Raw genomic sequence first — 25,453 nt, 5'->3', positions numbered from 1 at the left:
GACCCGGAAGCCGGCATGAAAACATTCTCAGCAGGATGAATAACAGAAGAAGGGGTTGGAGCATGGGCAGGGAGGAACGCAAAATTCAGATTCTTAAAGCGGCGGTCAGGGTATTTTTTCAGCAGGGCTTTGAACGGGCCCGGATCGAGGAGATCGCCGGGGCCGCAGGGATCGGTAAGGGAACGGTCTATGAATATTTTCCAAGCAAGCAGCAGCTTTTTGATGAAACGATGTTATTTGCCGCGAATATTTTTATTCAAGAGATGAAGGAAAGTATGGACGGCGCAGAGACCATCAAAGACAAGATCATCGCTTTTGCCCGGTATCAGACTTCCTTCATTCATAAGCATTCGCCGGTGCTGAAGATCCTGTGCTCCTCCCAGGTGAAGGCCAGGGAAATGGGGGCGGCGATCCTCCAGCAGAACGCCAGGCTTACACAGCTCTGGCGGGAGGTTTTGCAAAAAGCCAAGGCTGAAAAGGAACTGAAGGAAGGCCTGAATGAAGAGCTGGCGGCAGCGGTCATTATCGGGACAATCAATCAATATTGCAACAAGAGCGTGATTTTCCAGCAGGAAAATCCGGAGACGATTTTATATGAGGAAGTCGCCGATATGATTTTTCACGGCATCAATGGAACGAGCAGGTAGTCTGGCCGGCCTTACACCTTGAAGTTCAGGTTGATGATCCCCACTTTGGCCAGGGCCTTTAACAGGATCAGGGCCAGAGGGAACAGGAAGATGCCGACGACCCCGATGATTTTGAACCCCAGCCAGATGCTCATCAGCGTGGCCAGGGCGCTCAGGCCGATGCTTTCACCGAGGATTTTCGGCTCCAGAGCCCTTCTGATGACCAGAATGATGATAAACACGACCAGCAGTCCAGCGGCCAGGAAGGTGTTGCCCAAAAGGAGCGTAACAAAAGCCCAGGGAACAAAAAACGAGCCTGTGCCAAGGATAGGCAGAACATCGACCAGAGTGATGAAAAAGGCAATCACATAGGCATATTTCACTCCGAGCAGGGTTAAGCCGGCGAAAGAAAGAATGTAAGTTAAGGTGCTCAAAATCAGCTGGGCTTTCAAAAAGCCCAAAGTGGCCTGACGCAGGTCGCTGAAGATGAAGAGCACCTTTTTTTTGGAGGATTCCTTGAAAAAGCTGTAAAACCGGCTGTGGATTTCCGTTAATTTCAGCTGGAAAAGAAAAACGGAGACAAAATAGATGATGGCGAGGAAAAAGAAATTGGGAATTGCTGTGGACAGGCCGTAGGTATACAGGCCGAGGGCCGCAAAAAGGTTCGGGTTGGTGATCTCGCTGAGCAGATTATTCAAGCCGTTGGTGAGCTGGAGGGACAGGCCGGGCGGCAAAAGCTCAAGCAGGCTGGAGATATCTTTGCTGAGCAGGCCGAACCAGGCCTGAATCTGGGGAAGATGGTCCTGGATATAGGAGAACAGGTCCAGGGACTGCAAATAGATCCGGCTGGCAAGAAAGAAAAAAAGAAAGGCCAGGCATCCGAGAAAAGTGAGATTGGTGATGACGACCGCGGGAACGAGGGGAATTTTTAACCGCCTGCCGAGCTGACAGGTCAGGGGGTCAAGGGCGGTGGCCGTAAAATAGGCCAGGATAAAGGGTACAAAATGGGGAAAGGTCGTAAAGATGAGGTAAGGAACGAGCAGGGTCAGAACAAGGGTCCCGACGACCACCAGGACTTTTTTGGCGTATTCTGTATAACTGGTCATGATCTTCATCCTTTTATCAATTGATTCATTATTTTGTTATTATTATAATTAATATTGTTATATTATACCATCAATCCGGGGCAGAATGTTTGGGCCTGTCGGTAAATTTTCCATAACAGAGAAGGAGGTTCGGTTTATTTGTTGAATTAAGACAATCAGAAAACAAAAAGCAGGGGGATTTCAGGGGATGAAAATTCAGAAAATGAAAATAATAAACGGAAAAATTTTGAATAAACCGTATTTGTTGGCCTCACTCACGGCATTGATCTTTATGTTCGGCTTTCTTTTCGGGTCTCCTTTGAGGGCCTATGCCGGTGATTCCGTCCTGGAAGAGGTAAAAACAATTTTACAGTATAATTTTGTCGATGAGGTCAAGCCGGAGGTTCTTGACGCTTCTTCCGTCGAAGAGGCGGTAAACCGGCTCGGCGATCCCAATACCCAGTACCTGACGGCGCAGGAATACAATAACCTGATCAGTACCCTGGACAGGTCGGTGACCGGAATCGGAATCGAGCTGGAGGTCGTTCCGCAGGGAATCCTTGTGACCAGGGTATATGCCGGTTATCCTGCCGATCAGGCAGGGATAAAAGAAGGGGATATCATGACGGAGGCCGACGGACAGTCCCTGGCCGGCCAGACCTCGGAGCTGATTGTATCCAAGATCAGGGGGGCGGAAGGGACGACGGTCAAGGTCAAGCTATTACGCGACGGCAGCCCTTTGGAGCTGAGTATACAGCGGACGGTGATCAACCTCCCTCAGGTGGAAGGGGTCATGCTGGATAAGGCCATCGGGTATATCGGCCTGTATTCCTTTGGAGATTCCGCGTCGGAACAGTTCGGCGAGGCGGTGAAGAACCTGAAGGGAGAAGGGGCGGATTGCTGGATTATCGATCTGCGCTATAATGGCGGCGGTTACACCAAAGAGGCGGAAGAGATCCTGGGGTATTTTATTAAAAATCAGGCCGCCTATTATACCAAGTTCCGCAACCAGGATTATGAGGAATATTTGCCGGTCAGGCAGGAGTTTACCCTCAATGATCCGGTCATTATCTTAACCAACCAGTATACGGCCAGCGCCTCGGAGATTTTGACGGGCGCCTTGAAGGATTATGGGAGCGCCCTGGTGATGGGAGAAAATACCTATGGCTCGGGCAGGGTGAAGGGCTTGTTCACGTTGTCCAACGGAGACATCTTTAAGACATCCCTATCCAGGTTTTACTCACCGTTAAAAACAGCGATTGATGTGGTCGGCATCAAGCCTCAGATTGATCTGACCGGAACAGATGAGCTGGCGGCAGCCGTCCTGATGCTCAATCAGAGAGGACTGGCCCAATCTTCCCCAAATACGGGGACCGGCGCGGACAGGAACGGCTATTTGCAGGTCAAGGCCGCCGGCGGCGACTATGTGCTTTCTCTGGCGGAGATGCGGGAAGAAGTATTTTGGCAGGCGGCCAATAAGATTTTGGATGCCCTGCCTGCGAGTTCTTTGAAGATAGGGAGCAAAAACGGCTGGGAGGCCTTTCCCGACAGCCTGCTCAAAGACCGGCAAAAGGTGTTTTATCCCGGCTATTTGAATAACGGCAAGCTGGACGGGGTGGAGCTGAATAAAACCTTTACCATTACCTTCCCGGAAGATCTTGACCGGGCTTCGGTGGCCCTGGACAAGGTCGAACTGATTGAGGTCAAGACCGGTGAAAGGATGCCGCTGGAACTGATTTTTGACGGGTCTTCGGATCAGTTTAAAGTATTATCAACGAAGCTGCTCAGCCCCCAGACGGAGTACTGGCTGGTTATCCACCCCGGAATAAAGGATACGGCCGGAAGGGAACATAACGGCATTTTGGCAACGGTCCTGACGGCCGAAAAATGATCAAACAGCCCAAAATTTAGCATTCCTTTGTGTGAAAATAAACAACCAAATGTATAAAAATCACCTGTTATGGGAAAGGATAGGAATATATTTCTCATGTAGAGGTGATTTTTTTGGTTGACCGACGATGCCGTAAAATGATTTTCATTACGGCGCTCATGTTTATTTTTGGTATGCAAAATGTTTATGCCGCTTCCGAATCTCAAGACAGCTTGTTAGACAAATTGATGGGGCTGAAAACAGGTTTTTGGCAATGTATTGTTCCTAATATCGCAAAAGTTTTTGAACAGCAGGATGAGATCACTGTTTCGGTACAGCTTCTGGATGAAAATCCCGCGGGCAAAGCGGATCAAAGTCAGGAGAAGGAAGAAGCCGCCCCCGAAAGGAAAAGGGAGGACAGCCCGGCAGAACCGTCCAGGGGATCTGATGAAGAGGAAGAAAACCTGCAGCTCCTGGCAAAAATCATTTTTGCCGAGGCCAGGGGCGAGAGCTTTGAAGGACAGGTGGCTGTCGGAGCGGTGGTCCTGAACAGAGTTGAAGATCCCCGTTTCCCGAAAACCATAAAAAAGGTGATCTTTGATCCGGGGCAGTTTACTCCGGTCGCCGGAAACCAGATTGATTTTGTTCCTGACAAAAGCGCGTATTCGGCGGCAAAGGCAGCCCTTGAAGGCAAAGATCCGACGAACGGGGCCCTGTATTACTATAATCCGAAAATCGCGACAGATAAGTGGATTAAAACCAGGCCCGTGATCAAGAATATTGGGAATCACACATTTTGTGTATAAAAACGAAGGCACAGCAAACTGATGTTTGTTGTGCTTTTGTCAGTGCGGTGAACACCTCAGGCCTCCGCGGCATATGCTGTATATCATACATAAGGAGGAAAAGAGATGTCGATGTTCGGACAGCCCATGAATCAGCCGCGTCAGCTTGTTCTGGAATCTGTGGAAGGAATCGTTGGAAATGGCATAGCGACAATCGGAGGGGACAACTCCTTTTCGCTTGTTGCCCACCTTCCGCAGCCTTCAGTGATCGCTTCCGCGCCATCTGTCTATGCCGCTTATCTGGTGGATGAAAAGGGAAGCAGCGGTTTTTGCGCGGGGACACTGTCTATGGCAGGCAGTGGAATATATCAGCTTAGATTCAGAAGTCAGGTCCCCCTTGTTCACTATGACAAAGTCATCGTTTCTTTGGAAAGCCCACAGTCCGTCAGGCATTATCCCCAGGGTCCCGTACTGCTTCAGGTTAAAACCGGATTTTTGGCCGGATTAGGGGGCGGCCTGGCTTTTCTGGGGCCGTTGAAAAAAGCGGGCGGGACAGTATTCGGCAAAGCCGCGGGATTTGTCAAAGGCCGGGCCACCGGAATATTCAAAGGCAGAGCCGGCCAGGGCCAGGTCCCCGGCCAGGAATCCGGTCAGGAACAGACCGGGCAGCCGGGTGAGCTGCAAAACCAGGCTCAGGCTCAGCAGCAGGCTCAGCAGCAGGCTCAGCAGCAGGTCCAGCAGCAGGTCCAGCAGCAGTTTATTCCGCAGCAAGTGTTTAACCGGTCCCAGAGTTATCAGGGACAGAACTATGGGGGACAGAGGCTGCAGGATTATCAGCAGAGCAGATATGGCCTGCAAAATCAGAGGCAGAATCAGCAGAATTATCCGCAGCAGAACCATCTCCAGCAGAATTATTCCCAGCAGAGCATTCCTGTTCAAGTACCCCAGCAGCAGCAGACGACCGGTCAGCCGGAAGAGTAGAAGATTTGGGCCGGCGGAAAAAAGGGAAAAGACAGCGGGCAAGAGGCCTGCTGTCTTTTCCCTTCATGAAAAGATAGGATTATTTTTTAAACAGAAAAGACAATTCTTCAGGAAGATTGAAGCCGTCGGGAACTTTGAGGCTGGACAGGTCCAGCGGAGGGGAATCCTGACCGCCGCCGATATTTTCCAGTATTTTTTGGGCCATATCTTTGATTTCCTTGGGAAAGGGCAGCTGGTCCGCGCTCGGCATGCCAAAAATGGTTGTGGTCAGGGTCAGATTTACTAAAGCCATGATCCGTTCAAATTCCTGCTGTTGGTTGAAAAATTTGCGGATCACGGGGTATTTGCCGATCAGGCGGACTTTCAGATCGATGAGGGCCAGAGAATCCTTTTCAGAAACGACCTTGCCAAACATTTGGGAAGATAACAGGTTTTTTTCTTTTTCCTGATATTCGATAAACCCCTGATAAGCATCCGGTTCCTGCTTGATTTCGGCTTCAGCTTCTTTCAACTGCTGGATTTCCGGAGTTTCTGACAAGGCGATACCCAGCTCACGGGCTTTTTCAATATAATCCATAGCCAATCGACACCTCCTGTTTATAACAGGTTATGCATCTTCGATTTACCGGTTACAGAAAATTGGCCAGGAAATAGTAAAGAAGAGAGAGCAGGGGTATGGTGAACGCCGGAACATTGACTTGCTCAAAAAGAATCAGGGAAAAGGTTATTCCGGCATGCTCGGCAGTCGGATAGGGAGCGGAGATGGAAAGAATCAGGCTGAAGTTCCTGGGGTTGGGAGGAACATCGGCTTCAATGGTGGGAGGAGGATTAAAGATTGAGGTGATGGTATAAGGATCGGGCTTTGGCTCGACAGAAGACGAAGAGGCTGCCGCGGTTTGCCTGGAGGGAGGCTGTTTCAGGAAAGCCTGCCGGAGAGAAGACTGATTCGGGAAAGCCTGATTGGCGTAAATCCGGCAAAGAGTACCGTAGTCGGGATAAGCTTGATTGAGGCCGGGGATCAAATGATTGCAGCTGGAGCTGTAGAGGGAAGAGAATCTAATCAGAACAGCCACGGCAAGATCAAAAAAAATAAGGGAATAGATACTATTGGGGTACCAAAAGCGAATAACAGGGAAAAACAAATGACTTACCGGGCTGAAGGGGATCTCCTTTAGACGCTGGGCAAGATAAAAAGCAAAGGTAAGGGGGGTGTTGGCTTCGCGCATTTCCTCATCAGATAAATTTTTCTGGAAAATGATCGGGCATTCCCCCTCATCAAGCTTTATTGGAATAAATTACCTCATATAAGGTATGCAATTTGACTTCATTCAGTGTGGAAGAAGATCCGAAAAAGGGTGGTTAAAAAATAAACAGAAATCACAATTCCAGTAAAGGATTCTCACTTTTTTTGTAGAAAAAAGAAGAGGGAGGAATGAAAATGCGTACATATTTACTGGAAAAGCGAATCATTCAATTAGCATTGCTCATTACTTGTGTGGTATTATTCGTGGGGATGATGGACGTCTGGAAAGGCGCTGACAATAAAGCGGGTGTCAATAACCGCTCGGATGCTGCCGGGAATCAGGGGGCAGTGCTGAAGAATACCAAGATCGTTTGTATCGGTGATTCTTATACCTCCGGTTATCCCGGAACGGCGGAGAATGCCTGGCCCAGCAAGCTTGCCGGTCAATTGGGGGTCGAGGTGATGAATGCCGGAGAAAGCGGACTGACCTCCACCGATCTTTTGGGGCAGTTTGAGCAAAAGGTCGTCACGCAGGAACCGGGCCGGGTAATTCTTTTTGCCGGAAATGCCGACGCGGTGAAAGGGGTAGGAATCCAAACCTTTCAGGATAATATCAAGGAAATGGTCAGTAAGGCGAAGGAGAAAGGGATCACACCCATCCTAGTGCTTCCTCTGCCGATATCAGGGACAGAGGAAAGTATAGCAAGCTTCAGGGCCTGGGAAGGCTCCTATGCCAAAGACAACAATCTCACTGTTCTTGATTTTCAGCAGGTATTGGCCGACCAGGACGGGAAATTGAAGGCGGAATATACAGATACCGGCGACAACAGGTATCCTAATGCGGCCGGACACCAGGTGATGGGGGATTATATGGCAAAAATGCTGAAATAGAGACCCGGACGCGCAATCAGAAGAGGAAGATGAAAAAACGAAGAGGACAGGCAGCTGTTTGGCCCCGGGCGGGGGGGCCGGCAGCTGTCTGTTTTTATTTTGCGTCACTTTTAATGCGGAAGAAGGAAGAGGATGAGCATAAACAGGAGATAGCCCAGAACACTGCCGATCAGGGCCAGGCGCGGGCTGCGCTTGCGGGCAAGAGGCAAAAGCCCGTTCAAAGCCATATAGACCATCGCCCCCGCTGCCGAAGCCAGGAGAAAAGGGATGATCGTTTCAAAAACGGCCAGGGCCCCTAAGCCGAACAAAGCCCCTAATGGGGTAAATAAGCTCAGGCCAAGGTTCAAGAGAACGATCTTTTTTTTCGGAAGCTTTGCCAGCAGTAAAGGAGCGGCAATCGCCATGCCTTCAGGCAGGTTATGGAGGGCGATGCCTAAGGCAATCAGAAGCCCCAGGGCTGAAGTCGTCTCCTGGCCGGCGGCAATCGCCATACCTTCGGGCAGGTCATGCAAAGCGATGCCGGCGGCCATCAGAAAGCCCAGCCCTTTTAAACGGCTGCAGCCCGCCGCGGAATGTCGATTTTTCAGCTGCTGCAAGTGATTGATGATTTTCTCGGTAAGGTACATGAAAAAGATTCCGGCCGCCAAACCGAGAAAAAACTGTCGCGGCTGCTGAAAGAAGAGGGAGGCAGGCAGCAGATCAAGGGTGACGACGGACAACATGATGCCGGCCGCTCCGCCTAAAATGAGCGTAAAAACAGAATCGGGCGGTTCTCCGAGAATCATGAGAAATAAAGCGCCGCAGGTAGTCGCCAGGCCCGCCAGGGTACTGATATAGATGAGGTATAGTCCTGAGGTCAAAGACATGTGGATGTTTTCCTCCTGAAATCATCAGCTAATGCATTCTATTGTGCGGAAAAATAGATTATTCTGCTTGTTTAAAAAAGTAAATAATGGAAAGACTTTCTTTAAAAGAAAAAATGACGTTAAGGGGAAAATGAAAATGTTCACTACAAAAAAAATAATTTTACTTTTATTGATTGTCTCGCTTCTGGCTTCTTCCTTATTGCGGGGGGAAGCAAAAGCAGATCTGCCCGCGCAGCCGGACGCGTCGGAAATCATCCGCTTTCATGTGATTGCCAATTCCGACAGTGAGGATGATCAGGATCTGAAATATGCCGTCAGGGATGAAATCTTAAAGCTGGCCGCTCCCCGTTTGGCCAAATCGTCTTCTCTTGCCGAGTCAAGGGAGATCGTGAAAAGCATGGAGCCTGAAATCCTGGCGGCGGCCCAGAGGGTAGTCCGGAATTGGGGGAGGGACTACTCTGTGCAAATAGAGCACGGCAATTATTTCTTTCCGGCCAAGTCCTACGGCAGCATTGTCCTTCCTTCGGGAGAATATGAAGCGGTCCGCATTAAAATCGGAAAGGCGGAAGGGGCAAACTGGTGGTGTATTCTTTTTCCGCCGATATGTTTCGTGAATGTGGAAAAGGCGACCGCGGTCCCGGTAGACGGCAAGGAGCCACGGAAATACACTTTCTTTCTGGGCCGGTTTTTTAAGAATATTATTGCCGGGAAACATTCTATTCCCGGGAAGTAAGCATATATCTAAAATAATGATGCTTGTACAAGAAGAATAATGTATTGCTTTGGAAGGAGAATCTCTATGCGCAAAATAAAGTTCCGCTCCGTATTCATCTTAGGCCTGTTTCTGCTGATTCCGCTTACAGGCTGCAATGTTTTAAGCAGTCTGATCAAACAGGAAGGGGAAAAAACACCGCTTGCCCAGCTTCTGGAAAGCAGTCCCGCGCTTTCTTCCGATCAGGCGGTCAGCGCGGTAAAAGGGGAACAGAGCATCAAGCTGTTCTTTCCGGACAAGACCGGAAAGAACTTGATTGTGGAAAACAGAACCATCCCCAAGACGGTCAGTTTGGCTAAGGAATCGGCTGTTCAATGGATCAAAGGTCCACAGTCAGCTTCCGGTGAGGTTCAGGCCGCGGCAAATCCTGAAACCGTCTTGAAGGGCATTGCCTTAAAAGATGGAGCGGCGACTGTCGATTTGAGTAAAGAGTTTTTACAGGCGTATGGCAAAGCGGAGCCGCAAACCGTATTATACGGACTGGTTAATACCCTGACTCAGTTCAGTACTGTCCAATCGGTGCGGATCAGGATAGAGGGAGAGGAAATCAAAACGTTTCGCGGGCAAAAAACAGATCAGCTTATCTTTAACAATGACCTGGTTGAGGAAGCGGAAAAAAAGATCAATGATCCGTCAGGAGAAAGTATTCAGGCAGGACCGGGCAATTCGTCCGGGACAGACAGCGGTTCACCCAGCTCGGTCAATATTTTTACCAATTAGAGACTTCCTCGAAAAAGAAAAGGGTAATGTTTTTCAATTTTTGAATATTGCCGATTGGAAAGATACAGCAGGGCTGAAAGAAAAAATGAAATACCTCTCGTATTCCTGTGAAAAATATGTTAAAATAAGCCAAAGCAAAAATATTTTTAATTTTCAAATTCTTTGTGGTAGGAGTGGGAACTTGTGATTGAAAATATAGAGTTGACCAGCCACCTTGATCAGTTGTTTCAAAAGGTTTGTGTATCCTTGCAAAAGCAAAGAAACCAGCTGGCTGAAAAGATAGGGATTTCCAGACAGCAATTTGATGTGCTGTGTCTGATTTATGAAAAAGGCCAGATGACCATGGGCGAATTATGCAAGGAAATTATGTCGGCCTGCAGTACGGCCACAGATTTGGCGGATAAGCTGGAAAAGGCCGGTTATGTGGAAAGAATTCGTGAAAGAAGGGATAGGAGGGTCGTTCGCCTGAATATCCTGCCCGAAGGGAGAAAGGCGATCAAGGATGCGATCGAGCAAAGGCAGGATCATTTGAAGAGGATCATTTCCACATATGACCAGGCGGAACTGACAAAAATCATTTCTGTTTTGGAGACAATGGCCCATAAATTTGAGAGGGAATAAGGACAAGGAAGCTTTTTTTCCCAATACAGCCTGTCAGGCCAAAGCCGGGCAGGTTTTCTTATGGCAAATTTGTCTGAACAGGAATATAATAATGGAGTATTATCCTATCATATTTAAATTTGATTATTAGACGATAATACTGAATTGTGAGCACAAAACATAGGTGGTTGATCAATTGGCAAAACATCATGTGATTGGAGTATTTGATTCCGGGGTTGGGGGACTGACCGTGGTCAAACAGATTCTGGCCAGTATCCCCGACGCTCGGATTGTCTATTTCGGAGATACGGCCAGGGCCCCTTACGGCAGCCGCAGCAAGGAAGAGATCATCGCGTTCAGCAGCCAGATTATCCCCTTCCTGATCAGCCAGGGAGCGGATATTATTGTGGCTGCCTGTAATACCAGTTCAGCCAATGCTTTACCGGTCATTAAAAAGGATTTTGACTTGCCGATTATCGGGCCGATTGAATCGGGGGCCTGTTTGGCCGTGAAAATGACCAGAAACGGGAAGATCGGGCTGCTTGCCACGGAGAGAACGGTAGCCAGCGAGGCTTTTCATTTGGCCGTGACCAAGGTATTGACAAAGGGGGTGCGTCCCCTGGCGGAGAAAAGCGGGGCCAGCGGGCAGAGCGGAGAGAAGCCGATTTCTCTGGTTAAATCTCAGGCTTGTCCGTTATTTGTGCCGCTGATTGAGGCCGGACTGGCCGATTCGGACCAGGCCAGGAATATTGTCGGGATGTATTTGGCTCCGCTGACGGAGGCCGGTGTGGATACAATCATTCTAGGTTGTACGCATTATCCTTTCTTAAATTCTGCGATCACGGATCTCGTCGGGGAAAAGGTCGTTTTGGTCGATCCGGCGGTAGAGATCGTCAGTGAGCTGAGAAAGGCGTTTAAGGAAATAGAGAAAGCCGAAAAAGAAGGAAGCCGGCGGCAAAACAGCCGGGAGAAGGAAGACCAGTGGAAGCAAGGTCAGGTCAAGTATTTTGTCAGCGGCGACCCCGGGCTTTTTGTTTCTGTCGGAAATACCCTGATGGATGGTTCGATCAGGCTCCGGGATGTACGGTTAAAGGATCTGGCAGCTGAATAAGAAAGCGGAAAAGGATGGAAGTGGAATCTTGAAGGAGATACATATTGACCGGATCATTGAAGCGGTGGAAGGACTGTGTATTGAAGCGAACTATAAAATGAACGGCGATTTAAAGAAAGCTTTGGGAGACGCTTTAAGCAAAGAGGAATCCGATCTGGGAAAGGAAGCCCTGGGATTTATTCTGGAAAATGCCCGCCTGGCTGAGACCGAGCATATTCCGATTTGTCAGGATACGGGAATGACGGTTGTTTTTGTTGAACTGGGGCAGGATGTTCATATTACCGGCGGTCCGCTCACAGAGGCGATTGATGAAGGTGTGCGCAGGGGATATGTGAACGGGTATTTGCGCAAATCTATTGTCAGGGACCCCTTTGACAGAATCAATACGGGCGACAATACTCCCGCTGTCATCCATTATGAGCTTGTGCCCGGCGAACAAATCAAGATTACGGTTGCGCCCAAAGGCTTTGGCAGCGAAAACATGGGCGCGTTAAAGATGTGCAAGCCCTACGAGGGGCTGGAGGGGGTAAAAAGTTTTGTCCTGGAAACGGTCGACAAGGCCGGGGCCAACCCCTGTCCTCCGATGATTGTCGGGGTCGGGGTAGGCGGGACCATGGAGAAAGCGGCGATATTGGCCAAAAAGGCTCTCCTCCGCCCTCAGGGCCAAAAAAATGCCCAGGAAAGGCTGGCCATAATTGAGGACGAGCTTTTGACAAAGATTAACGCGATGGGGATAGGACCGGCCGGATTTGGGGGGAGAATGACGGCGCTGGCGGTCAATATGGAGGTTTTTCCTACCCATATTGCCGGCTTGCCGGTCGCGGTCAATATCAACTGCCATGTGAGCAGACATTTAAGCGTTGTTTTGGAGGGGATTGAAAATCATGCCTGAAAAGAAGGAGAAGGATTGTCATACCGGTCCTCAACGGGTTCATCCTCCATTAACGGCAGAACAGGCCAGAGAACTGAAAGCCGGGGACAAAGTTTTGATCAGCGGTGTGATCTATACAGGAAGAGATGCCGCCCATCAGAGAATGGTACAGGCCCTTGACCGGGGAGAGAAGCTGCCTTTTGATGTGCAGAACCAGATCATTTATTTTATGGGGCCTTCTCCGGCTCCGGAAGGCAGGGTGATCGGTTCGGCGGGGCCGACGACAAGCGGCCGGATGGATGCTTATTCGCCCCGCCTGATCGCCTGCGGACTCACGGGAATGATCGGTAAAGGCCTGCGTTCGCCGCAAGTCGTAGAGGCGATGAAGGAGTATGGAGCTGTCTACTTTGGGGCAATTGGCGGCGCCGGCGCTCTTCTGGCTGCCCGGATCAAAACAGCGGAGGTTATCGCCTGGCCCGATCTGGGGGCCGAGGCGGTTTGCCGTCTGGTCGTAGAGGATTTTCCCGCCGTTGTTTTAATTGACAGTGAAGGAAATAATCTCTATGAAAGAGGAAGGGAAAAGTACAGGTTAAGGTGAGCGGTCTATTGTCTTAAGTTTTTGGGGTAATGATTCTTGAGGCGTCCGCCGCTGCGGCGTCCCCAGCCCAAAGGGAAAGAGTCGACCCCGATTACTGTCCAGCCGTCAGGGCCGGGGGAAGAGATTTCTTCGCCATGGAGGTAGGCTTCCAATTCAAGGGATCCTGCTAAAAATGAGGAGTATTCTTTGAAATGCCCGGCTTCTTGGGCATGAGCGAGTGCGTATCCGGGCAGAAACCTGCCCGTCTTTTTTTGGCCCAGATAAAGACCCCGGCAAAGGATATTGAGCTTAGGCAGGAGTTTTCCGGCAAGAGGATCGAGCCAATAGTGTCCTTCATGAGAAATCAGAGAATGCCGGCCGGAGGAGAACAGACCGCCGGAGGAGAGATCACCGGATGAAGGATTACCGGATGAAGGATTACCGGATGAAGGATTGCCGGATGAAGGATCATCGGATAACAGATCACCGGCTTCAGGACGCAGCAGATCCCGCAGGTCGGAGAAAATTTCACTGTCGCTCACGAGGGAGAGGTCAGGGCTTTTGGTTTTTTTGTTTGGAGTGTTCCCTTGGCCCTGCCGGTGTGTGGTATTTTGATGATGTCCGGGCAAATGCTTTTCTCTGCTTTGCTGTCCGGCGGTTTTTTCTCCGAGCGGGACAGCGGATGAAGGTTTGCGCATGAGTCTGGCGATAAAATGCCCCTCGCCGTCTACCCGGTGCGGGTAAAGACGGATGGTACCGGGCAAAAGGGCCGATTCAACAAAATCAGGGTGAAGTTTAGGCAGGGGCTCCAGTCCAAAATCAGGATGGTTATTCAGAAAATTTATGATGCAGTATTCATTTTCTTCCGGAGAAAACGTACAGGTAGAATAGACGAGTGTTCCGCCCTCTTTCAGGAGAGAAGCGGCCGATTCCAGAATTTTTTGCTGACGAAAGGCACAGGATAGAACATGCTGGACAGACCAGTGGCGGAGGGCTCCCGGATCTTTACGAAACATGCCTTCGCCTGAACAGGGAGCATCCAATAAGATCTTATGAAAAAAGCCGGGAAGGGCTTGCGAGAGGTTTTCCGGTGTTTCGCAGCTGACGATCATCCTGGCGGTTCCCCAGCGTTCAAGGTTTTCCAGGAGGATGCGGGAGCGCTTCCGGTCGATCTCATTGGACCAGAGCAATCCTTGTCCCTGCAGGGAAGAGGCGATCTGGGTCGATTTTCCGCCTGGAGCGGCGGCAAGATCAAGAACACAGTCGCCGGGACGGGGATCAAGATAGGCGGCCACAGCCATGGCTGAAGGCTCCTGGATATAGTAGACTCCGGCCTGGTGATAAGGGTGTTTTCCCGGATAGTCCTGATACGCGTAATAAAACCCTTCAGGGCACCACGGTACGGGTTTGAGAGGGAAAAGGCCCAGGGCCGCAAAGTCTTCAGGGGTGATTTTCAAGGTATTTACGCGCAGGCTGTTGCTGCGCGGCCGCAAATAGGACGCAAGGAAATCAGGCAATTCAGGACCAAGTAAATCGGCCATTCTTTTTTGAAAGGTTTGTGGTAAACTTAGGGTTGATATTTCTTTCATTTTTTTCTTCCTTAGGAAAGATTCTTTTTGGAAGTATATCATAAATGAGCACTCGGAGGAATGACCTTGTTTTATCCTTTCGCCCTGGAAAAATATCTGGAAGATTTGCTTCCCCCCAGAGACGAGCTTTTACTGGAAATGGAAAGGACGGCGCTGGAAGAAACCATTCCTGTGGTGACCCCGGCTGTGGGCAATTTTTTGCAGATGCTGGTCCGGTTCTGCGGGGCCCGCAAGATCCTGGAGCTCGGAACGGCTATAGGCTATTCCACAATCTATCTGGGGAGAGGAGCCGAAGAAAACGGGGGCCGGGTTCTGACCGTGGATATGAACAGGGGCCGGCTGGACAGGGCCAGGGAATATGTGAAAAGAGCCGGACTGGCGGAAACTGTTGATTTCCGGCCCGAGAACGCCCTTCATTTTCTGCGGGGGAATAAGGAAAGGTTTGACCTGATCTTCATTGACGCGGCTAAGGGGGAATATCCGGAGTACCTGGAGCTGACCGTTCCTTTTTTAAATCCCGGCGGACTTCTGGTTGTGGATAATGTCCTTTTTCGGGGATGGGTCGTTCCGGGGGCGGTATATGAGCCGAAATATGAACGGATGGTCAGCAGAATGCGTAAGTTTTTAGATGAGCTTACCGCGTTGAAGGGGTTTGGCTGCAGTGTCCTGCCGTTGGGAGACGGAATAGCCCTGGCGCACAAAGAGCGGGAACCGATAACTGACTGATAACTGACGGATAACTGACCGATAAATAACCGGACGGCGGGAGGGATGAAAGATTGAGGCTAAAGAGTGCCTGGGCATACCTGCTTAGTTTCATATTTTCTCTTTCCCTGATTCTGGTCGTATTATTAAGCATAATTGAATATGCTGTTTTTGATGCGGAATATTACAGGACGGAATATCTCAAGCTGGGTACGGCCGGGGAAATCGGCATGTCGTCGGAGGACCTGCTTTTGGTGACCGAAGGGCTGTTTGACTATCTTCAGGGTCGGCGGGATGATTTGCGGATGGAGGCCGGTATCGGGGGAGTAAGCCAAGAGGTCCTGACTCCGCGGGAAATCGCCCACATGGCCGATGTGCGGGACCTTCTCAATAAGGGCTATGAGATCAGGAAAATCAGTCTCTTGTGCAGCATGGTCTGTCTGGCGGGAATGTTAACTCTTGCCAAGGGCCGGGCTGTCCGGTTTTTGGCCCGGGGAAGCCTGGCCGGAGCAAGCTTTTTTTTGCTGCTGTTAACGGGGGCCGGGTTTTTCATGGCGCTGAATTTTGACTTATTCTGGGACAGCATGCACCGGCTGGTTTTCACGAATGATTTGTGGCTGCTTGACCCCGCGCACAGTGTTTTAATCAGAATGGTCCCGGCTCAATTCTTTTTTGACCTGGTTGCCAGAATTATTCTTATTTTTTTCGTCTTTCTGGTTATACTTACGGTGCCGGGAATATTTGTCGAATGGGCCGAGAGAAAAAAAGGCTTGCTTTAGTAATCAAGAAGGGGATGTTAAAATGCCAAGAATCGCAGAAAGAAATAATCAGGAACTTAGACCTGTCAGGATAACCAGGAGGTATACCGAGATCCCGGAGGGCTCTGTTCTGATCGAAATAGGAAAAACGATGGTTCTATGTACAGCCAGTATCGAAGACCGGGTGCCTCCCTTTTTGAAGGGGGCGGGCAAGGGATGGATAACGGCGGAATATTCCATGCTGCCGAGGGCGACCGGTGTCCGCAATCAACGGGAGTCAAGCAAGGGTAAGCTCAGCGGCAGGACCATGGAAATCCAAAGACTGATTGGCAGGGCCTTACGCTCCGTTGTCGACTTATCGAAGCTGGGAGAAAAGACAATCTGGCTGGACTGTGATGTGCTCCAGGCTGACGGGGGAACAAGGACAGCTGCGATTACCGGGGCTTATGTCGCTTTGCATGATGCGGTCTCATTTCTGTTGGGGGCGGGGCTTTTAAAAACAAATCCGATTACGGACAGCCTCGCGGCGGTATCGGTCGGCAAAGTGCGAGGGGAATATTTGCTGGATTTGGCGTATGAAGAAGACTCCAAGGCTGAGGTAGACATGAATGTCGTCATGACTGGTTCCGGCAAGCTGATTGAAGTGCAGGGTACGGCTGAAAAGGAGCCTTTTGACCGCAAGGAGTTGGATGAGCTTTTGGATTTGGCTGAAAACGGCATCAGAACCCTGATGGGCTATCAGAGGCAGGCCTTGGAGGAAATCGGCAGGCCGGTGATCTGTTAAACAAACTCCCCCCGCCCAAGAAGGGCAGCTTAAGAGAGGAGAGTCGCTTCATGGATATTATGCTGGCAACAGGGAACAAAGGAAAGGTCAGGGAGCTGCAGGAAATGCTCATCCCGGTAAAAAATCTGGGCCGGATTTTCTTTATCGGGGATTTCCCTGATTACCCCGAGGTTGAAGAGACAGGCAGCACCTTCAGGGAAAATGCTTTGCTCAAAGCCAGGGAGGCCGCGGCGAGAACAGGGCTGATTTCACTGGCCGATGATTCGGGACTGGAGGTAGATGCTCTCGGCGGCGAGCCGGGGGTCCGTTCGGCCCGGTTTGCGGGGGAACCGAAGGATGATGACCGCAATATAGACCGGCTTCTAAACCTGCTTGAGGGAATTGGCACAGAGCGGCGCGGAGCCCGCTTTAAATGCTGTCTGGCTATAGTGACTCCGGATGGCGGGGAATATGTCACCGAAGGAGTCTGTGAAGGACGTATCCTGTCTGAACGAATGGGAAGCGGCGGTTTTGGCTATGATCCGGTATTTTATCTTGAGAAGTACAAAAAAACAATGGCAGAGCTGTCCTTTGAGGAGAAAAACAGGATAAGCCACAGGGCCGGGGCTTTCACCAAGGCTGTTTCTGTTTTGGACCACCTGGCGAAACAAAGTTAGGCTGCCGGTCTTCAAATAAAAGCGGCGGCGGCGGAAAATTCATCAAATCCATTGAAAATGTAGTTGACTTGCTTTTTTTCTTAGGATATACTATTCATTGTCACTGAACGGCGGGGTATAGCGCAGCTTGGTAGCGCGCCTGCCTTGGGAGCAGGAGGCCGGGGGTTCAAATCCCTCTGCCCCGACCATTATGAATACAATTTAACAGGGCAGAGGGATTTGAACGGCCGTCAAAAAATGCGACCTAAGGGAGTGTTTAGGCCCGGCGTGATAGCAGCGAAGCTGCGGAGCAAATCCCTCTGTTTTGACCATTTCCGGGCTTTTTTACTCTTAAAATGCCCGTCAAAAAAGATTGCGATTTCATGGATATCATAGGAGTGAATTTGATATCCCCATGGATTTGAGCCCACACCTGTGGTCTTTTAGACAGAAAAGGAATAAATAAATCATCGTCAGCGCCCTTTCTAACACGGCAGCAAAGCCGAAAAGAGAGAGGCGCTTTTATGTTTTCTGGAAACGAAAAGTCACGCTGGTACATGATAAGAAAAACAAACAAACCGCCTGTTACGACTCGGCCAGTCTCATAATTTCCTATACCCGGTTCCATGGCTTTATGTGCCACAATTCTACGAGCATTTTACAAAAAAATCCGCCGATACACAAACTCAAACAATCTCTGTCCAACTGTGTCCAATAAATCTGTTGATATTTCTCTCGTATTTGGCTATAATGAATCATATGGACAGCAGTGTCCAAGAAGGAGAGACTATAATGAAGGCTAATTATATAATTAATCTCGTTTCAGCGCACAGTAGCGGGAACGAGTCTCAATTTGAAAAGGTGCTTTCGGACTTAATCCACGATGAGGAGAAGAAAGGGAATTCTTCGCTGGCACTATCTCTTAAGAACGCTTATTCAACTGAGAAGCGTCCTGCCAATAGTACCATGATTAGCCCAATATCCTCAATGTCGTTTTCTGTACAGTCTGTTGCGGGTTTGCCAAAAGACAAAGATAGCACTTTGGATTTGGTAGAAATATTACAACCTACTATTATGTTAAAAGATGTGGCGTTATCTGAAAAAGCCAGCGATACTATCCAGCAAATTATTGACGAACAAAAGAAATCTGATGAGTTACTCAAATCTGGAGTTGTTCCAACAAATCGCATTTTGCTTTGTGGTCCCCCGGGATGCGGCAAGACGATGACAGCCAATGCCCTTGCTGCTGAACTTGGCTTATCCATAGCCTATGTTCGTTTAGATGGCTTGGTTTCGTCTTACTTAGGGCAAACAGGTACAAATATTAGGAAGATTTTTGAGTTCGTAAAAGGAAAACGTATTATGCTTTTTCTTGACGAGTTTGATGCTATTGCTAAAAAGAGAGATGATTCGCATGAATTGGGCGAATTAAAAAGAGTTGTGACAACATTGTTGCAGAATTTAGATGAAATGCAAGCCAATGTGTTTTTGGTAGCGGCAACAAACCATCATCACTTGTTAGATCCAGCTATTTGGCGGAGGTTTGATATTTCTATTCTTTTGGAAGAGCCAAATGAAAGCCAGCGAGAAAAAATTGTTTCTTCTGCATTATTGACTTATTTGCGGGATTTTCAAATTGACCCCAAAAAATTGATTGTTTTGACTGATGGTATGAGCGGCGCACAAATGCAAACATTCTTGCAATCATTGGGAAAGTATTGTGTAATGAGCAAGGAAAAGGGAGATACCCTTGAAATTGAGGAAATCGGAAAGATTTGGCTAAAACATGCGGCACTTTATGTAAGCGAAGATAGTGACGATTTTATGAGGGCGTTATCAAAACTACAAAAAAGCGGGATTCCGATTAGGACATTGGAAGCAATAACGGGTATTCCAAAGTCGACATTGAGTTATCGTTTTGGTAAGGAGGGAAAAATAAATGAATGAACATCAACGACCACACTTTTGGATTCCTGATAAAGAAGTGGAGCAAGTATCAAAGAAGTTGACCGCTCGACCTAAAGTTCGCGATATCATTTTTTCCGAGCATGGGGTCAAATTAAGCCAAGGATTGCAAATGGTTAAACAGGCTCTCGACTCTGTTCAAGACGATGACTCTTTGCGCGATGTTGGATTGTACGTTTTCAAGGTTGAATTTCCTGAAGGCGAGAAAGTCCAGCATAAATCGGAATTGTTCTCTAAAAACGGCATGCATTTAAATGTCGTTAAAGATGAGCGGCATGCCATCGTGTCAACGACCAGACAACAATTTCAGACGCTTAAAAATCGTATTGGATCTTACACCGCAAACGGAACGAACCGAACACAATTCGACTATATTGAAAATATTTCACCGTATATTGGAACTGAAAAAAATTTTTTAAATATTTAGTGAAAACACTACTTGCTGACCACCTATAAACCATTAATATTATTGCGTTTCTCCAAGTCCCATAATTTCACTCCGACCAGAAAGATATAGCTTCCGCTAAGAGGGAGCTATATCCTTTTAATGTAGATAAAGTATGGTATTATGAAGATGTATATTATTTATGCTAAACAGATAAACAAGAAGTTGTCGAGCGGCTTGGAGCCGGGATTTATCTATCATCCACAGCATGAAAACACCGCCGCAACCGCCGGTTGACAAATCTCCAAGTGCAGATGGTGGCGACGCAACTGCCAGATTTCTTATAATGGCATTACCAAACGAAGGGGGTGTCAGTTATGAACATTGCGGACAGAATTCAGAACTTAAGAAAAGCAAAGGCAATTTCACAGGAAGACCTGGCAGACAAGGTTGGCGTATCGCGTCAGGCCGTATCAAAATGGGAAAGCGAGCAGAGTGTCCCCGATTTGGATAAGATCATCATTATGAGCGAATATTTCGATGTGACGACGGATTATATCCTCAAGGGCATCGAGCCGGCGCTCAATAACCAAGGAACACATGGCGTTTTAACCAGCAAAATCCTGTATATCTCCTCCTCCGCCTTCCTTGCGATCGGCTTGTTTTGCGCATTCGGTGCTTGGTATGAGGAGCAGACAGCGGCCAGCATTTGGGGGTCAATGATTATTCAAGTCGTTGGTGCGGCAGGGTATTTCAGCGGCAGGCTGTTATCAGGCGTAAAAGCTTCGTTTGCTATAAATTGGGTAAATATTCTGCTGGTCGCATTTATGCCCATCAGCTTGATTGTTGCCGTTTGTTTCGGACGTATCGCCGCGCCGTATCCGACAGATATTATCACCGGCGCTGTGTTTGCAGCAATATATTTGATTACAGCTGGTCTGAGCTTTGTGCTGCTGAGAGGGGCTAAGAGAGCATAACAGTCGTGCTGCAAATTCCAATTTGACGATTAAACCTCGAATAAATCCAGGTTGATAACAAAAATCTTTTTCCACTATTATTCCATTATGAATACAATTTAACAGGGCAGAGGGATTTGAACGGCCGTCAAAAAATGCGACCTAAGAGAGTATTTTGGCCCGGCGTGATAGCAGCGAAGCTGCGGAGCAAATCCCTCTGCTTCGACCATTTAAAGAATACTATCTATATGATAAAAGAAATTTTGTCTGTAGATGGTTTTTGTTTTGTCCGGAAGTCCGCTATTTGCGGGCTTTTCTGCGTTTGGGCGGTTTCTCTTGCAGCAATAGTTGGCGTTTCTGAACAACCTTTTTGGCAGCGGTTTCGATTAGGCTTATGTATGGCACAGCATTTTCTCACATGGTTTATGGTGTTTTTATACTGTCCCGTTACGCAGAAGGTCAAGATAGGCGGCATAGGAAAATGTCCTGTTGCGCTGCTCGCCGGAGTTTTGTCTCAGGATACCCATTTCACAAAGCCGCCGAACAGAATCGGATACCGTCTTAAATGTGGTATCCAAGGCCGCCGCTGTCTTTTGGATTTCAATGATGGGGTTTTCTTCGAGGTAAGCGAATAGGCGGAGCGCTGTTTTGGAGGCGCGGCCCATCCCGCTGATGGAGACGAGATTTTTATCATGGAGCACTGTCAGCTTATCAATGGTATTCGTTGCATCCTCGGCAGATTCATAAATCGCCTGCAAGAAAAATTTGATCCACTGCTCATAATTTCCGTTGCGGCGTACCTCGCTCATACGGTCGTAATATTCGATACGGTTCTTTTTCAAAAAATATGAAATATATAACGCGGGAGTTGTCAGCACGTCTTTTTCCATCAGATATAAGGTGATGAGCAACCGGCCAATACATCCGTTGCCGTCTAAAAACGGGTGTATGGCTTCAAACTGATAGTGAATCAAGGCGGCGCGAATCAAAACATCAAGCCCATCATCGTCGCTCCAGTATTTTTCCAGGTCGGACATTGCCATCGTCATATCTTCCGGCGCTGGAGGGATAAACCTGGCGTTCTTCAATGTGCTGCCCTGACCGCCAATCCAGTTTTGAGAATAGCGAAACTCGCCTGGATTTTTCTCCTGTCCGCGAACGCCTGCCATCAGCACCGCGTGTGCTTCCTTAATAAGCCGGTTGCACAACGGCAGCTCGTTCAACCTGGTAATCGCAAACTCGGTTGCCTTGATGTAGTTGATAACATCGGCGACATTACGATTGGCATTTTCGTTAATCAGCGGGTCAAGCACATCCTCCAATGTGGCCTGTGTTCCTTCAATCTGAGACGACATCAACGCTTCCTTGCGGACATACATTGATATAAATAAATTAACGTTCGGAATTCTCGCCGCAATGCCTTCCAGAAGACCAAGCTGCTTATTGGCTTTTACCAATAGCTCAATTGTTTCGTTATCGAGTTCAACGGTCGGATTGGGCGGCAGCGGCGATGGCGCAAATGATTTATATGCCGCTTCACCCGACAGGTTTGTTTTTAGTTTTCCAGCTCTGTCCATCATATCTGTGCGGCCTCCCTTGCGAAAAGTTCATTACAAGGGCATTATAACATCTTTATTTTAGTTTATAAATATAAAGTAAAATAAAAACGAGGGGGCTGATTTTTTGTTTTAGTTTGCGATTTAGATGTTTGAATTTCAACTTTCAAAACATGTTACAATCAACGTACATTACACAAAACGAGCGATGCACAATTTGAAATCGTTAAAGATGCACCGCTCCAAAATGCGGAGCAAAGCCCTCTGCCTCGACCACTTTTTGATGAAACACCCAAACCATAAGATAGCTTAAAGCGTTGGTATCACCAGATGATTATAGTGCGATCCAAATCAATAAAAAATCCAGGGAATTAACTGCCCTGGACTTATTTTTATATTTGGTTATGAAGTTCATAATTTAGATTCGTTGATTTTAAGAGCATCTTTAATTGATGCTTGAAGAAGTTGGGAGAAATTTAGCCCGGCTTCTTCACCGGCATCACGTAACCATTTAGGCAAAGTACAATTTTTAGTTACAGATTTATTTTGGGCCTCATCAGCCTTTTCTACCACAACCGGATAGATCAAATGATTTGTCAAAATGATCAACTCCTTCTGGATTTTATATTTAATCGCTTTGATCAGGGATTAGAACTTAACTCCTGATGAGCGTTCAATACTATTAAGGGTTCCCTTTGGGATGACCTGACCGCTATGATGATAACTTATGTCAGCTTTTGTGGTATAAATGCAGGTAAATTACACAAATTCACGTCTTTTTTCTATTAATAAGCTCTATTTGGCCGAAAAATATACCACAAAAGTTGAAGAAATGAGCAAATCGTTGAATAAAGTAGAGCGTGCGTGTGTAGTCTGTTTAAATATTTGTTTGCCGATACCGCATTACGGAAAAATAAATGGCCAAGAATATAGATTGTGTCGCTCTCGCCAACACTATTATTCCATTGAGCCAGAAGGGATTCGTCCATTTCCTCAACTGTGGCGAAGGGTCTGTTGCTATAATATCATTCAAACAAATCTTCTATCTTGCACCCCAGCGCTTGAGCTAGGCTCTGCAGCGAAGAAGCCTGTGCTTTATTAATATCATTTTGCTTCTGCTCATAAAGTTGAATCATACGTAGGGCAACACCGGAGGTTTTAGCAAGCTCCTTCTGCGAAAGTCCCCGAGCCTTCCGCAGCCGACTTAAATTGGTTTCGCTTTCCCTTTTGTTCTCAATCAAAACTTTATCCGCTACTGAAACAAACTTATTGATATCGGCCTCGTGAAGGGTAGAGTACATATTCAACAGTTCGGCAAAAGGCAAGGCTTTATGGATTTCTTTAAAGCTGTATCCCGAATACCATTGATAATATGCCAGCGCCCAAGCAGCCCAATAGACCGGTGAACGCTCAAAGTGCGGCGCAGGAATTACATCCACAGACTGACCGATTGTAATCAAAATGACTTCGCGGGCAAGTTCAACCCCGCTTTTCCCTGCAATATATTTTGGATTGCCTCTGCCGAATTCATCCACAAGCCCGGACTGCAAGAACAATATGAAGAATTCATCCGGTTCGTACTTCAGATCGGAAACTGCATAGACCATCATCGCCGCAAGGGTTTTCTGTGCTTTATTCAGGTAGGATTCTTTGTAAGCGCGGGTCATCGTTTTTCATCTCCTCTCTAAGGATATCCAGCATGTACAGGTCATTCTTCAATGTCTTAAGATCTTTTTTGCTGCTTTGATATTCCTGGCGGGCAAGGTTGTCCCTGCTCATACGCTTAATGTGATATTCCTGATAGCTTGCCGCTTCATAGCCTTCAAAATGGATTTGCTCAAAAGCCTTTGGAGAAATCAAAACCACTTGCTCGCCAAGAGCTCCAAGACGCATAGCCTCGCTTAAATCTCGCAAAGAAAGGACTCCGCTGACAAAATCCTCCGCAAAGGAGAAATATGAATCATCAGCCCTGTAGCCTATGATGTAATCCTTCCCCGATAAATCCGGCATAAAAGTCTGTATGACATACTCCCGCGCTTGCACGGCAAGTGCCGCAGACAGGTCAAAAGTGCGATTTTTGAGTAACAAGGCCAGCCAATTCAATATGTGATAGCTGCCGCCGGAAAGGTGAAGCAATGAGAGCTCCTCGGTATTTAGGGCATACTTATTGGCGAAACCGTCTTTCTGTGTCGGGCAGGCCCATTCTTTGGCTAAGTCCAGACTTTCCGTGCAATAAAATCCCTGCCCGTAATCATTATATGACTTGCCTTTGCCAAGTTCGGGCTGTTTCACGATTTGATACGAGCCGTGATATATAATCATAGTAAATTCCTCCCCCAGACAGTATCGCCGTAACGATAGCATAGTATACGACTTTAGTATATCGTTATAACGATACTTCGTCAATAAGAATCTGCACGTTTAATATTAATGCAATGCTCATTTGACCTAAATTCATAGTGAAAAAACTACTTGTTATACACCATTTATAATGGATAATGAAAATATAACATCATAAATGATGTGTTTTTTTGAGGCAAGAGGAATACGATGAATGCCGTTGATCAAAGTGATTCCAAAGAAGAAACGAAAAATTTGAAAAAAGAAGATCCTGAATTTGAAAAGCTTACAGCGCAATTGAAGCTGAATATAATTTAATTCAAAAAGCAACAAAAATGAGAAAAGATCAGCGTTCTCTTTTACCGGCGTTGACGAGGTGAGGATTTAAAGAGTACGTTACATAAAGCCTGTAGTCATACGTTTTTTGCTTGATTGCGGGCTTCAGCTTTTTTCGGCCGAAGCAAAGGAGGGGAGTAAAAAGGAGAAGGAAATGACGTGGTTGGAGCTCATTGCTAATTTTGGCCATTGCCATAAAAGTTATTGTAATAATTACTAAAAAATTATTTAAAGATGAAATAATTTTTTGGAGTATTTGATATAAAGTTCTTGACGCTTTCTGTAATCTTTACTAGAATATAAAACGTAGTAATCCTATGTAAATACTCGGAATTAGAAGGAAGCATAGGAAATCAGAACAAAATTTTGCAGAAAGGAATGAGAGAATAAAGTAACAAAATCTTAGAACGGCTAAAATACGGGCCAAATTTCGAGTCGTTAAGCGG

General features: G+C 47.6%; 27 protein-coding genes and 1 tRNA gene. 19 read left to right on the top strand and 9 right to left on the bottom strand.

Translation table 11 applies throughout. The features are described from left to right. The first annotated feature begins 62 nt into the window (after positions 1 to 62). On the top strand, positions 63 to 647 hold the full coding sequence (locus tag SGLY_RS13020) for a TetR/AcrR family transcriptional regulator (protein WP_013625734.1): 585 nt from the start codon (positions 63 to 65) through the stop codon (positions 645 to 647). Between the two features lie 11 nt (positions 648 to 658). On the opposite strand, the gene ytvI is transcribed toward SGLY_RS13020, so the two are convergent. Beyond that, entirely contained in the window at positions 659 to 1,732 is a 1,074-nt protein-coding gene (gene ytvI / locus SGLY_RS13015; protein ID WP_013625733.1) for a sporulation integral membrane protein YtvI, read from the bottom strand. A gap of 187 nt (positions 1,733 to 1,919) precedes the next feature. Here ytvI and SGLY_RS13010 point away from each other — a divergent pair, with 187 nt between their 5' ends. The 3 genes from SGLY_RS13010 (at position 1,920) to SGLY_RS18165 (ending at position 5,347) form a co-directional block, all read left to right on the top strand. Beyond that, complete coding sequence (locus tag SGLY_RS13010) at positions 1,920 to 3,602, top strand: S41 family peptidase (RefSeq protein WP_013625732.1); 1,683 nt, start codon at positions 1,920 to 1,922, stop codon at positions 3,600 to 3,602. 113 nt (positions 3,603 to 3,715) lie between these two features. Continuing rightward, positions 3,716 to 4,387 (top strand): cell wall hydrolase, encoded by a 672-nt coding sequence (locus SGLY_RS18580; protein ID WP_013625731.1) that lies wholly within the window; start codon positions 3,716 to 3,718, stop codon positions 4,385 to 4,387. A gap of 105 nt (positions 4,388 to 4,492) precedes the next feature. After that, a complete protein-coding gene (locus tag SGLY_RS18165) occupies positions 4,493 to 5,347 on the top strand; it encodes a hypothetical protein (protein ID WP_013625730.1) in 855 nt (284 codons plus the stop codon). A gap of 79 nt (positions 5,348 to 5,426) precedes the next feature. On the opposite strand, the gene SGLY_RS12995 is transcribed toward SGLY_RS18165, so the two are convergent. Together SGLY_RS12995 and SGLY_RS12990 are read right to left on the bottom strand one after the other, a co-directional pair. Continuing rightward, a complete protein-coding gene (locus SGLY_RS12995) occupies positions 5,427 to 5,924 on the bottom strand; it encodes a YlbF/YmcA family competence regulator (RefSeq protein WP_013625729.1) in 498 nt (165 codons plus the stop codon). A 52-nt stretch (positions 5,925 to 5,976) separates the two neighbouring features. Further along, positions 5,977 to 6,573 (bottom strand): hypothetical protein, encoded by a 597-nt coding sequence (locus SGLY_RS12990; RefSeq protein WP_041444819.1) that lies wholly within the window; start codon positions 6,571 to 6,573, stop codon positions 5,977 to 5,979. Between the two features lie 212 nt (positions 6,574 to 6,785). On the opposite strand from SGLY_RS12990, the gene SGLY_RS12985 reads away from it, so the two are divergent. Further along, on the top strand, positions 6,786 to 7,481 hold the full coding sequence (locus SGLY_RS12985; RefSeq protein WP_013625727.1) for a GDSL-type esterase/lipase family protein: 696 nt from the start codon (positions 6,786 to 6,788) through the stop codon (positions 7,479 to 7,481). A 110-nt stretch (positions 7,482 to 7,591) separates the two neighbouring features. Here the strand turns inward: SGLY_RS12985 and SGLY_RS12980 are convergent, their stop codons facing one another. Continuing rightward, positions 7,592 to 8,347 (bottom strand): ZIP family metal transporter, encoded by a 756-nt coding sequence (locus SGLY_RS12980; RefSeq protein WP_013625726.1) that lies wholly within the window; start codon positions 8,345 to 8,347, stop codon positions 7,592 to 7,594. 136 nt (positions 8,348 to 8,483) lie between these two features. On the opposite strand from SGLY_RS12980, the gene spoIIR reads away from it, so the two are divergent. The 6 genes from spoIIR (at position 8,484) to SGLY_RS12950 (ending at position 13,019) form a co-directional block, all read left to right on the top strand. Next, positions 8,484 to 9,080 (top strand): stage II sporulation protein R, encoded by a 597-nt coding sequence (spoIIR, locus tag SGLY_RS12975; RefSeq protein ID WP_242822951.1) that lies wholly within the window; start codon positions 8,484 to 8,486, stop codon positions 9,078 to 9,080. Positions 9,081 to 9,146: 66 nt separating this feature from the next. Continuing rightward, a complete protein-coding gene (locus SGLY_RS12970) occupies positions 9,147 to 9,839 on the top strand; it encodes a GerMN domain-containing protein (protein WP_013625724.1) in 693 nt (230 codons plus the stop codon). Positions 9,840 to 10,022: 183 nt separating this feature from the next. Further along, positions 10,023 to 10,460, top strand: a complete 438-nt coding sequence (locus tag SGLY_RS12965) for a MarR family winged helix-turn-helix transcriptional regulator (protein ID WP_013625723.1) — start codon at positions 10,023 to 10,025, stop codon at positions 10,458 to 10,460. 175 nt (positions 10,461 to 10,635) lie between these two features. After that, positions 10,636 to 11,550 (top strand): glutamate racemase, encoded by a 915-nt coding sequence (locus SGLY_RS12960; RefSeq protein WP_013625722.1) that lies wholly within the window; start codon positions 10,636 to 10,638, stop codon positions 11,548 to 11,550. Between the two features lie 28 nt (positions 11,551 to 11,578). After that, positions 11,579 to 12,442 (top strand): fumarate hydratase, encoded by an 864-nt coding sequence (locus SGLY_RS12955; protein ID WP_013625721.1) that lies wholly within the window; start codon positions 11,579 to 11,581, stop codon positions 12,440 to 12,442. Next, complete coding sequence (locus SGLY_RS12950; protein WP_013625720.1) at positions 12,435 to 13,019, top strand: Fe-S-containing hydro-lyase; 585 nt, start codon at positions 12,435 to 12,437, stop codon at positions 13,017 to 13,019. Before SGLY_RS12955 ends, SGLY_RS12950 begins: the two co-directional genes overlap by 8 nt. A 5-nt stretch (positions 13,020 to 13,024) precedes the next feature. Here the strand turns inward: SGLY_RS12950 and SGLY_RS12945 are convergent, their stop codons facing one another. After that, positions 13,025 to 14,587 carry an RsmF rRNA methyltransferase first C-terminal domain-containing protein gene (locus tag SGLY_RS12945; RefSeq protein ID WP_013625719.1) on the bottom strand — a complete coding sequence of 521 codons (1,563 nt, stop codon included), beginning with the start codon at positions 14,585 to 14,587 and terminating at the stop codon, positions 13,025 to 13,027. Between the two features lie 66 nt (positions 14,588 to 14,653). Here SGLY_RS12945 and SGLY_RS12940 point away from each other — a divergent pair, with 66 nt between their 5' ends. The 8 genes from SGLY_RS12940 to SGLY_RS12900 all read left to right on the top strand — a co-directional run bounded on the left by SGLY_RS12940 (position 14,654) and on the right by SGLY_RS12900 (position 20,796). Continuing rightward, positions 14,654 to 15,313 (top strand): O-methyltransferase, encoded by a 660-nt coding sequence (locus tag SGLY_RS12940; RefSeq protein WP_013625718.1) that lies wholly within the window; start codon positions 14,654 to 14,656, stop codon positions 15,311 to 15,313. A gap of 53 nt (positions 15,314 to 15,366) precedes the next feature. Continuing rightward, a complete protein-coding gene (locus tag SGLY_RS12935) occupies positions 15,367 to 16,071 on the top strand; it encodes a TIGR01906 family membrane protein (protein WP_013625717.1) in 705 nt (234 codons plus the stop codon). A gap of 22 nt (positions 16,072 to 16,093) precedes the next feature. Beyond that, positions 16,094 to 16,834, top strand: coding sequence for a ribonuclease PH (gene rph / locus SGLY_RS12930; protein WP_013625716.1), 741 nt, complete (start codon positions 16,094 to 16,096; stop codon positions 16,832 to 16,834). Positions 16,835 to 16,884: 50 nt separating this feature from the next. Beyond that, positions 16,885 to 17,490, top strand: a complete 606-nt coding sequence (locus SGLY_RS12925; protein WP_013625715.1) for an XTP/dITP diphosphatase — start codon at positions 16,885 to 16,887, stop codon at positions 17,488 to 17,490. A 111-nt stretch (positions 17,491 to 17,601) separates the two neighbouring features. Continuing rightward, positions 17,602 to 17,678: transfer RNA gene (locus SGLY_RS12920), tRNA-Pro, on the top strand. Positions 17,679 to 18,261: 583 nt separating this feature from the next. Then, a complete protein-coding gene (locus tag SGLY_RS12910; protein WP_013625714.1) occupies positions 18,262 to 19,416 on the top strand; it encodes an ATP-binding protein in 1,155 nt (384 codons plus the stop codon). Then, the gene (locus SGLY_RS12905; protein WP_013625713.1) at positions 19,409 to 19,861 is read left to right on the top strand and encodes a hypothetical protein; all 453 of its coding nucleotides are present in this window, start codon (positions 19,409 to 19,411) and stop codon (positions 19,859 to 19,861) included. The genes SGLY_RS12910 and SGLY_RS12905 overlap by 8 nt, the downstream gene beginning before the upstream one ends. Before the next feature lie 335 nt (positions 19,862 to 20,196). Continuing rightward, positions 20,197 to 20,796, top strand: a complete 600-nt coding sequence (locus tag SGLY_RS12900; protein ID WP_013625712.1) for a helix-turn-helix domain-containing protein — start codon at positions 20,197 to 20,199, stop codon at positions 20,794 to 20,796. A 413-nt stretch (positions 20,797 to 21,209) separates the two neighbouring features. Here SGLY_RS12900 and SGLY_RS12895 read toward each other — a convergent pair whose 3' ends face one another. The 4 genes from SGLY_RS12895 to SGLY_RS12880 all read right to left on the bottom strand — a co-directional run bounded on the left by SGLY_RS12895 (position 21,210) and on the right by SGLY_RS12880 (position 24,653). After that, positions 21,210 to 22,355, bottom strand: coding sequence for a Fic family protein (locus SGLY_RS12895; protein ID WP_013625711.1), 1,146 nt, complete (start codon positions 22,353 to 22,355; stop codon positions 21,210 to 21,212). Positions 22,356 to 22,742: 387 nt separating this feature from the next. Continuing rightward, the gene (locus SGLY_RS12890; protein WP_041444814.1) at positions 22,743 to 22,931 is read right to left on the bottom strand and encodes a hypothetical protein; all 189 of its coding nucleotides are present in this window, start codon (positions 22,929 to 22,931) and stop codon (positions 22,743 to 22,745) included. A 425-nt stretch (positions 22,932 to 23,356) separates the two neighbouring features. Further along, positions 23,357 to 23,998, bottom strand: a complete 642-nt coding sequence (locus SGLY_RS12885; protein ID WP_013625710.1) for a helix-turn-helix domain-containing protein — start codon at positions 23,996 to 23,998, stop codon at positions 23,357 to 23,359. After that, the gene (locus tag SGLY_RS12880; RefSeq protein ID WP_013625709.1) at positions 23,964 to 24,653 is read right to left on the bottom strand and encodes a DUF3990 domain-containing protein; all 690 of its coding nucleotides are present in this window, start codon (positions 24,651 to 24,653) and stop codon (positions 23,964 to 23,966) included. The genes SGLY_RS12885 and SGLY_RS12880 overlap by 35 nt, the downstream gene beginning before the upstream one ends. Positions 24,654 to 25,453: the final 800 nt, after the last annotated feature.

It is taken from the genome of Syntrophobotulus glycolicus DSM 8271 (genome assembly GCF_000190635.1).
GTDB classification, from domain to species: Bacteria; Bacillota; Desulfitobacteriia; order Desulfitobacteriales; family Syntrophobotulaceae; genus Syntrophobotulus; species Syntrophobotulus glycolicus.
The sequence above is the reverse complement of the archived record's forward strand: the minus strand, read 5'-3'. Positions and strand labels throughout refer to the sequence as shown.